Below are 8,944 nucleotides of genomic sequence, written 5' to 3' on the forward strand. Positions count from 1 at the left end.
GGCCTTCAGGCCGGGGAGGATGTCAATTTCCCAGTTTCACCCTCCTCTCTGGCTCAGCTTGGAGCCAATGGCCTCATCGGCAAACCCTTCAACGCCGCCACCCTGGCTGCGGACATCTGTGCTCTGCTGGGCTGGGATCCCTGACTCAACCCTGAACCCGCCCCAAAGACCCCTGGGATCCCACCGATATCCGCCAAATCGCGTAGAAGAAACGTACAAATTGCCTACGCAAATCCTCGATGTTTCTCTGTACTTCCACTGATCTCGAGGCTATGATAGGGGCATGAACGTTAGAAATACGGAGGAAACACAGATGCAAGTCAGTGAAGATCTAACCCTGGACTACCGTACTTACCGCATAGCAGCCCTATTGAGCGAGAGCTTCTCTTTGGGAGCACTGCTGGGAGTATCCCTCAAGTGGCAGAACGATGTCTCCTCCGTGAATGAGCCGCGGCCCAGGGCTTCCCATCTTTCCCTGCAGGACATCGAGCAGCGCTACCTCACCTCTTGGCAAAGATAGTCTTCTCCCTTCAAAAGCCATCTCTCAAACAGAACCAGCCATGAATACAAGTCTTGACTCTGTTACTCTGCCCTCCAGCATCCAAGAAATCGTGGAGCAGGTGTTCCGCAGCAGCTTCCTCAGCTTGGACCAAGAGAACCGCATCAATGAGCTGCTCTTTCAGCGGCGCTACTCTGAGGCTGACCTGGAACTGTTGGACTGCCTAAGCTTGGCGTTGCTGAACCATCAAATTGAGACGGAAAAACGTTCTGCGGCAAAAGCTGCCTGACCCCTAAAACGCATCAAGTTCCTCCAAAGCAAAAGGGGATCCCAGCTGGATCCCCTTATTTGTCCAATCTGAGTCCAGTGACCTAGCTGATCTCCAAGGAAAACCCTGGAAGCGCCCCGGCAAGCATTCCAGAGTTCTTGCAGGATGTGGGGACTAGACCGCAACGGTCTTCTTCACCTGAGCCGCCAAAGCTCCAGAAGCATACTTGGCTGCCATCTCATCCAAGGTAACCACCGGAACTTTGGTACCATGGCCAGCACAGCCGAAGGCAATGTAGCGCTCAGCACAGACTTTTTGCATTTCCTTGATGGAAGGCTTGAGGAAGTGGCGGGGGTCAAACTCTTTCGGATTCTCGGCCAGAGCGCGGCGCACGGCAGCTGTGATGGCCAGGCGGTTGTCGGTGTCGATGTTCACTTTGCGCACTCCATTTTGGATGCCCCGCTGAATTTCTTCCAGCGGCACACCGTAAGTCTCGGGAATGGAGCCGCCGTATTCGTTGATGATGTCGATCAGCTCCTTGGGCACCGAGGAGGAACCGTGCATCACCAGGTGCGTGTTGGGCAGGCGGCGGTGGATCTCAGCAATGCGCTCCATGTCGAGGATGTCACCAGTGGGCTTCCGGGAGAACTTGTAGGCGCCATGGCTGGTACCAATGGCTACGGCCAGCGCATCCACCTGAGTTCGCTCCACAAAGTCCACCGCTTGGTCGGGGTCGGTGAGGAGTTGGTCATGGCTGAGCGCCTCTTCCGCACCGTGGCCATCTTCCGCTTCCCCACGGCCCGTCTCCAGGGATCCCAGGCAGCCCAGTTCTCCTTCCACGCTTACCCCAATTGCGTGGGCCACTTTCACCACCTCGGAGGTCACGGCCACGTTGTACTCGTAGCTGGCCGGGGTTTTGGCATCTTCTTTGAGGGATCCATCCATCATGACGCTGGTGAAGCCATTGCGGATGGCGGAATAGCAGGTAGCCGGGCTATTGCCGTGGTCTTGGTGCATGGCGACGGGGATGTGGGGGTAGGTCTCCACTGCCGCCAGGATCAGGTGCCGCAGAAAGTTCTCGCCCGCATACTTGCGTGCCCCTCGAGAGGCTTGCAGGATAACGGGGCTGTTGGTTTCATGGGCTGCCTGCATGATTGCTTGGATCTGCTCCATGTTGTTGACGTTGAAGGCAGGAATGCCGTAGCCATGTTCGGCGGCATGATCCAGCAGCGTCCGCATTGCAACGAGAGCCATCGGTTACCTCCTGAGGTGCTGACCTAGTGCGTATGAGATTTGCTTACCGTTGATCTTAAGATACTTTTTACGTTTTGCGGGATCAGGCCGTGGGGATCTGCGCATCTTGCCGAGGGATCTTTGCAACCATTGGCCGCAATGCTCGCGCTCAGACGCAACAGGCGCGCCGACATCTTCAGGTACAGTGGGGAGGGGCAAGACTGTTGGGCGCTTGCATCGAGGATGGATCTGCCCATGCCCGCTCAATTTATCTCTTAGTCTCTCTAATTCTACTGTGGTGTTTTTGTGTTGTTTGCCCGGAGGAATGGGAACGTGCGTTGCAATCGCTGGCCGGTCTTGGGTGTAAAGCAAACAAGGGCTCTCTGGGGTAGTTGGGTGCAAGGAACCGGTTTGGCAATGGCCTGTTGGGCGACGGGCCTTCAGTTGGCAGCTTGGGGGATCCCTGGGCAATCTCCGGATCAGGTGGCGGCCTGGGTGAGGGACAATCCTGTGCTGCGGCCCCGTCCGGGCGAAACCCTGAACATCAACCGAGTGGAGCCGGATGGATCCCGTTTTACGTTCTTGGCTTCGGTGGCTCCGCCGGGACGGATCATCAACCCGCTGGATCGGGAGACGATTCGCTCGGAACGGATGACGTTCTTTCGCCCCCAAGGACTGACAGCAGAGGATCTCTTTCAAGCCATTCGCGATGTCTATGGGCCGGAGATCGCCGCCGATCTGGATCAGGCGGTGGAGGTGATTCGCTACCCATCCCCAGAAGCTCTGGCAAGCAGTCCGGGCTATACCTTGGCCCTTGCCATCCAAGGGGTGGTGCTGCGGGGAAACCAATTTGTGTACTGGCTGGAGCTGACGCAAAACCCCGATGGCCGTGTACAGCAGGGGCAGGTGTGGGTGTTCCAAGAGGAATGGCTACCCAAGGTGGAAGGGGAGTTGGCGGAACGTTTCCCCTTGCAGGTGATGACCCGTTGAGGGGCCCCCAATCTTTATCCCCGAGGAGAAGGGCGCTCAGGGGCGGAGGGAGTTGCTGACATCCAAAGCCGGCAATTCCACCCGTTCTACCTGGGGCCGAAAGCCCAACCAAGGAGTGGCCAACTGGGCAAATCGCTCTGGATCCCCGCTCACACAGAAACGGTGGGGTTCCTCCTGGGCAGCGGTCGAGGGGCGGCGCAAGCCCCACAAGCTCAATTCGCGGGCCAGGGATCCCACCAGCGCCATCCCTGGATCTACCCGTTTGACCGAGGACGGCAGCAAAGGCTTCAGGATTGGATCCAGCAGGGGGTAGTGAGTACAGCCATAGACAAGAGTATCGATCCCCTGTTGCAACAGCGGTTGCAAGTAGTGTTCAGCCGCTTGTCGCAGAGCAGGGCTATCCAGCCATCCGGCTTCAATGAGAGGGACGAACTCAGGGCAGGCTTGCTCCCAACAATGAACAGGGTGCGGAAAGCGTTTGGGATCCAGAGCGCTGTACTCCTGAATGGCTTTTGAGTAAGCGCGACTCTTGACCGTGGCCACCGTGGCGAGCACCCCAATGCGGGATCCTTGGGCCAGTGCTGCCTGGGCGCCGGGTAGGATCAACCCCAGAACGGGCAGGGCAAACTCCTGCCGCACGTGGTCCAGAGCCAAGGCCGAGCTGGTATTGCAGGCCATCACCACCAGCTTCACCGGCTGCGCCTGCATCCACGTCAGAATTTGCCGCACAAAGGCCAGGATCTCCTCTGGCGAGCGTTCCCCATAGGGCAACCGCGCTGTGTCGCCGAAGTAGATGAGCCGTTCCTGGGGGAGTCGGCGGCGTAAGGCTCGCCAAACCGTCAGCCCGCCCAAGCCGCTGTCAAACACCCCAATTGGCCAACTGGGATCTGGCTCTGATTTCCACTCCCACTGCATGCTCCGTTCTCCTCAACACCTTGGCCTAAGCTGCTGTATCCTACCCTGCTTTCGAGAATCTCGGCGACAGATTCCCTGCCTTCCCTCTGAGATCAACTGGGCCAACTGGATCGTCAATTCGATCAATTAAGGATCAATTGAGAGATCCGATAGACATGAACAAGCTCAGCCAACGGCTAGCGACTGCGCAAGAAAGTCTCAATGCCATCGGCAATGGCCCGCGCCAAAATAGCCTGATATTCGGCAGTAGCCAATTTTCGCCCTTCGGTTGGGTTGGTTACGTATCCCAACTCCAGCAGCACGGAGGGCATACCCACAGGTGTTTCCCGCACCACAAAAAAGCGGGCTCGTCTCACCCCCCGGTCAGCAGCACCGGTGGCCCTGACCAAGCTGCGGTGCAAGATGGCGGCCAGCTCGGCGCTATCGGGTCGCAGGTAGTAGGTCTCGATGCCGTGAATGCCGGAGCGATCCAGGGCGTTGGCATGAATGCTCACCAGGAGGGCAGCGTTGGCCTGAACGGCCATATCCACCCGCGGTTGCAGCAGCACTTCCCGGTCATCGGTGCGGGTCATCACCACCCCGTACCCCCGCTCCTGCAACAGTCGTCGTACCTGGTGGGAAATGGAGAGCACGATGTCCTTCTCCTGGATCCCATCCACCCCGATGGCACCGGGATCCCGTCCCCCGTGGCCGGGGTCGATGGCAATGACCGTCCGGTTCAGAGATTGGGGGGTGGAAGGGGAGGCAGGGCCGGGCGTCTGCGGCTGAGGTATTGGTGGAGGAGCATTCAGAGGTCGCAGCTCCAAGGTAATGCGGCGGGATCCCTGGCCGGGGTTGGGCTCGAAGACATTGAACTCCTCGGCGGGCTGCACCAGAATGCTGACCGTGCGGGCATCTTCCTGGACAAAGCGGATCCGCTCCACCGGCCCTCCAACCGGCAAGCCGGGATCCGGCATAGACTGGGGCAGGCGCGCCGGCGCCACGTTGATGCGGTAGCCACCACTCTCGGGATCCCAGCCGGCCCGGTAGAACATGAATCCATCGGCGCTGATGATCAACCGGTTGCCCTGGAGCTGAACCGATTGCAACGTGGCCAGCGGCCCACTGCTGTTGACAGAGCTGACCTCGGGCAAAAGGCTGGCCTGGGCAGCACCGCCGGCAGGCTGGATCCAGATCCCACCTCGCTGTGGGTCGTAGCGGGCTTCCCAGTCGCCACCGGAGGAATCCACATCCAGCACTACCCGAGCAACGGTGGGCTCAAACTGCCCGATACGCAGCCGCGAAACCCCCAGACGGTTGATGACATAAGCTCGCTGGGTGAGGGCAGGGCTGAGGGTGGTGTTGAGAAAATCCACCACTACCCGATCCGGATCGAGGATGCGCCGCACCGTAGTGGAGGGGCTGCCTTGGGTACGGATAAAAAAGCCTTCTGCTTGCGGGGATACCTCTAAAATTTGATGGCCGGAGCGGGAGACAGGCAGGGGTGGGGGGGATCCGACAGCTTGGCTCTGGGGCAGTGGGATGGGAGCTGATGAGCCGGCAGATGAGGGGGGAAACAGCGGCGAAGGGGGAGCGGCCTGGGTGAATTGAACGGCCCAGCGGGAGGGGCCGGCGGTGAGCAGTTGCAGGTGGTTAAGGCTGAGGGGCTGATCCGGCTGCAGATAGAGCACAAAACGGGTGATGGTATCCGTAAGCTGGCTAATCTGCACAGAGGCGACACGGCCTGCAAAGGTCTGGGTCTGGGGCTCCCGTCCGAAGCGGGTGTTGGGAAAATCCAGCACCACTCTGGGGGGGTTTTGCAGAACAAACAGGAAAGGCCGCACCTCTCCCTGTGTATTGACTTCCAGCCGCCCCTGCTGAGGGTCGTAGTGCCAGCGGTCGATGCGAGATAACCCTGGGATTGTGGTCGTCTGGGCCTGGACAGAGGGAGGGGGAAACAGTCCTGCTCCCGCCAAGCTCAACAGCAGCATCGCCCCCCATATCCGCCTTGACCTCGGCTTGCCGAATTCAGGCATGACCTTCCATCCACTCCCCACACCTGCTGCCCTCAACTATACCAACCTGCCCTCGGAGCAGCCTGGGAAGGAGCGCAATTCCGCTCTTGCCTGCAGGGCTGGGGGATGATGGGTAGAGGCTCGCCCCTTCTTCTTCCTGCTTGTTCTCCGGCGAGGTATCTTGGGATGCCCAAACCACCGGATCTCCTAACCCTGGCCCGAGCTGGACACGCCCAGTCGATTGTGCAGGTTGTGCGGATGGAGCTGCTGCGGCGTCGCTGGTGTGCCCGAGTAGACTTTGCCGACGAGACCCTGCACGTCCACCTGCTGGGATCCCTGTACCAGCCTGCGCTCTCCCCCCAAGTTGCCGCCGCCCAACTGTTTCTGATCCTGAAGCAACTGCGGATTCCACGGCTGGATCAAGTGGAGATTTGCGCTTTCCGCGGCTCACGCTTGCTCTGGCGGCAGAGCCTAAAGCTGGGATCCCGGCGGCGTTGGGATCGGTTTTCCTTCGATAACTGGGCAGTCAACGCTTGGGCTTACCCGGCTGCGTTTGCGGTGGCCCTGATGGTGAACAACATCGGCTTATTGCGGTTGCTGCATTTGCCTTGGCACATTTGGATTCACGAGCTCGGCCATGCCACCATCGCCTGGTGGAGCGGGTATCGGGCTTTGCCTCTGCCCATCGGCTGGACAAGCGTTAGCTCCCAGAGGGATCCCTTTGTGTATTTTGGAATCCTCTTTTTGCTGATTTTGCTGTTCTGGTCGGCCCGCCAGGAGCAGATGAGATGGCTACAGGCGCTGGCCGTTCTTCTTGCCCTATTCCAGTTCTATATGACCTGGCTGATGCCCAATCGCACTCAGGATCTGTTGATTACCTTTGGTGGTGTTGGAGGGGAGTTTTATCTCAGCACCTTTTTGATGGCCAGCTTTTATTTTCCCCTGCCAGATCGTTGGCGATGGGACTCTTTGCGATTTGTCGTGCTGGGGATCGCGAGCAGCAGCCTGTGGAGAAGCTTTTGGGAATGGCACAGCATCAGACTGGGATTGGCCGAGGTTCCCTGGGGAACTTTGTTGGGCGGCCAAGGAGATGCCAGGGGGGATATGAACCGCCTAAACTACGACTTTGGCTGGAGCACCGATCAAATTATCCAAACCTACACTTTTTTAGGGAACCTGTGTGTTTTCGTCGTATTGAGCCTACATGTTCTATTCCTGTTGCGGGCAAATGATGAGATTTGGCTGTATCTGCGAGCAAAGCTTATTCTTTGGATGGATGGTTTGATAGGCTCCAGTTCAAGGAAACGTTCTTAAGATCCTCTTGTACTGAACATTGCCCCAACTACAACTTTTTCCGGCAGCACTAGCTACATCCGACGCAAAATGAGCTCTTGGGTAAAAGGGTCCCGCTTGTCTCCAGAACTTCCCTAGTGTCCAACTCGATTCCTCAAGGGGGCAGGATCATTTTGGTTTTGGACTGCAGCTTTGCCGGTTGGGAATTGCTCCAACCACTCCGTTGAGCTCAGAGGGCGTTTGTGGTGCCCATCTGGGCAATGATTGGGCGGGAGAAGCGGCACCCCTATCAGGTTGGAGATGGCCTGTTGAGCATTCGCTCTATGCTGAGGGATATGTATAGACAAACTTCCTCTGCAACGGTACTTTACCCATGTCAGCCGCCTTCTCTTGGCCCTACCGCACCCCAGGGATCCCAGACTCTGCCTTTGAACGCATCCCAGGGATCCCGATGAGCCCTCGTGAGGTGCGCGTGTTGGTGCTAAGCCAGTTGCGCCTGGGAGAGAACCACTGCCTGTGGGATATCGGCGCCGGAACCGGCACCATTGCCATTGAAGCGGCTGTTCTATGCCCCAAAGCTCGCGTGATTGCCATCGAGCGAGATGCCGAGGTAGTCAGCCTAATCGAGAGCAATTGCCGGAAATTTGGCCTCGCCAACGTGCAGGTGATTCAAGGTACTGCCCCCGATTGTCTGCAACACCTTTCTCCAGCGCCGGATCGCATCTGCATTGAGGGGGGCCATCCTCTACGCGAGATCTTGGAAGCCTGCTGGAGCCATCTCAGCCCCAACGGGCGGGTCGTGGCGACGACCAACTCTTTGGATGGGCTCTACGGCCTTTCTGCCGGCCTGGCCGCTGTGCGGGCTCATCATGTGGAGGTGATTCAATCGGCGGTGAACCGCCTGGAACACCGCGGTCGGACTCAAATGCTGCTGGCATTGGATCCCACCTTTGTTTTGAGCGGAGAAAAAATGGGCTAAGTTTTGTGTAAACTGTTTACATTTTTTGGTAAATCTTTTCCTAAGGTGATGGATAAAAGTGGATTGATTTATCTCGGCTGTCTTAGAACCAGCAGAAAAGATTGGGTCACCCAAACCTTAAGCTATACTGATATTTCTCGATCCCAAACTCAAATCTGCTTTTATACCAGATAAGAGAGCTGGGAAACCCAATAGCTATGGATCAATTCCAACACCCCTTTCAGGAGTCACGGGAAGTCAAACTGCGGCAACTGTTGATTCGGGAGCGCTGGCCGGAAATGCTGAAAGGCTGCCGGGCTTGCATCCATTGGGACGACTTCAAGCGACCGGAATGCTGTGGTGATTGCGGCATCGGGGATCGACGCAGGCAAGCAGTAGCCGAAGAAAGCCCACCCAGCAAGTCCCCAGGCATTTAGGGTTCGCAAGCTTCCCAAATTGGGATCCCAGCTCCTGCAGTAACTTTGGTAGTTTCTATTGAGAACTTTTACTCAGGGAGTTTTACCTAAAAACCGGGTCTCAAGCCCGGTCTTCATACCTGCCTGCGGCGGAAGTAAGCTGGCAAAGTGGGGAGGCAACGAGCGCCTCTCCCAAGATTGCTATGTCGTCGCTCCCTAGCCTCTCATCTTGCCCTCATTGGCCCCCTGCTTCCGCTTCTCAGAGGCAGCTCCCCAGCAACCTCAAGGGGGGCAGGAGGATCCATGTCAATTTCTACACCAACCCAGTTAGCGACAGGGTCGGCGACAAGCCTCAAACCCTGATTCTTCCGTTGACCC

At 57.8% G+C, this 8,944-nt stretch carries 9 protein-coding genes; 6 read left to right on the forward strand and 3 right to left on the reverse strand.

Annotated features, from left to right (window positions below; translation table 11 throughout):
• The first annotated feature begins 313 nt into the window (after nucleotides 1–313).
• On the forward strand, nucleotides 314–520 hold the full coding sequence (locus NW818_RS11700; RefSeq protein WP_011432020.1) for a hypothetical protein: 207 nt from the start codon (nucleotides 314–316) through the stop codon (nucleotides 518–520).
• Between the two features lie 40 nt (nucleotides 521–560).
• Entirely contained in the window at nucleotides 561–788 is a 228-nt protein-coding gene (locus NW818_RS11705; RefSeq protein ID WP_414387935.1) for a hypothetical protein, read from the forward strand.
• Nucleotides 789–941: 153 nt separating this feature from the next.
• On the opposite strand, the gene fba is transcribed toward NW818_RS11705, so the two are convergent.
• The gene (fba, locus tag NW818_RS11710) at nucleotides 942–2,021 is read right to left on the reverse strand and encodes a class II fructose-bisphosphate aldolase (RefSeq protein ID WP_011432022.1); all 1,080 of its coding nucleotides are present in this window, start codon (nucleotides 2,019–2,021) and stop codon (nucleotides 942–944) included.
• A gap of 375 nt (nucleotides 2,022–2,396) precedes the next feature.
• Here fba and NW818_RS11715 point away from each other — a divergent pair, with 375 nt between their 5' ends.
• Nucleotides 2,397–2,990, forward strand: a complete 594-nt coding sequence (locus NW818_RS11715; protein WP_414409192.1) for a hypothetical protein — start codon at nucleotides 2,397–2,399, stop codon at nucleotides 2,988–2,990.
• Nucleotides 2,991–3,026: 36 nt separating this feature from the next.
• Here the strand turns inward: NW818_RS11715 and murI are convergent, their stop codons facing one another.
• Both murI and NW818_RS11725 read right to left on the reverse strand, forming a co-directional pair.
• Entirely contained in the window at nucleotides 3,027–3,905 is an 879-nt protein-coding gene (gene murI, locus NW818_RS11720) for a glutamate racemase (RefSeq protein WP_414424650.1), read from the reverse strand.
• A 176-nt stretch (nucleotides 3,906–4,081) separates the two neighbouring features.
• Entirely contained in the window at nucleotides 4,082–5,875 is a 1,794-nt protein-coding gene (locus NW818_RS11725) for an N-acetylmuramoyl-L-alanine amidase (protein WP_414424651.1), read from the reverse strand.
• 210 nt (nucleotides 5,876–6,085) lie between these two features.
• Between NW818_RS11725 and NW818_RS11730 the strand changes: the two genes are divergently transcribed.
• The 3 genes from NW818_RS11730 to NW818_RS11740 all read left to right on the forward strand — a co-directional run bounded on the left by NW818_RS11730 (nucleotide 6,086) and on the right by NW818_RS11740 (nucleotide 8,587).
• Nucleotides 6,086–7,213 carry a hypothetical protein gene (locus tag NW818_RS11730; protein ID WP_414424652.1) on the forward strand — a complete coding sequence of 376 codons (1,128 nt, stop codon included), beginning with the start codon at nucleotides 6,086–6,088 and terminating at the stop codon, nucleotides 7,211–7,213.
• 352 nt (nucleotides 7,214–7,565) lie between these two features.
• On the forward strand, nucleotides 7,566–8,171 hold the full coding sequence (gene cbiT, locus NW818_RS11735) for a precorrin-6Y C5,15-methyltransferase subunit CbiT (protein WP_414343618.1): 606 nt from the start codon (nucleotides 7,566–7,568) through the stop codon (nucleotides 8,169–8,171).
• Nucleotides 8,172–8,368: 197 nt separating this feature from the next.
• Nucleotides 8,369–8,587, forward strand: a complete 219-nt coding sequence (locus tag NW818_RS11740) for a hypothetical protein (RefSeq protein WP_011432028.1) — start codon at nucleotides 8,369–8,371, stop codon at nucleotides 8,585–8,587.
• Nucleotides 8,588–8,944 lie beyond the last annotated feature (357 nt).

It is taken from the genome of Synechococcus sp. R6-5 (assembly GCF_047461775.1).
GTDB lineage: Bacteria > Cyanobacteriota > Cyanobacteriia > Thermostichales > Thermostichaceae > Thermostichus.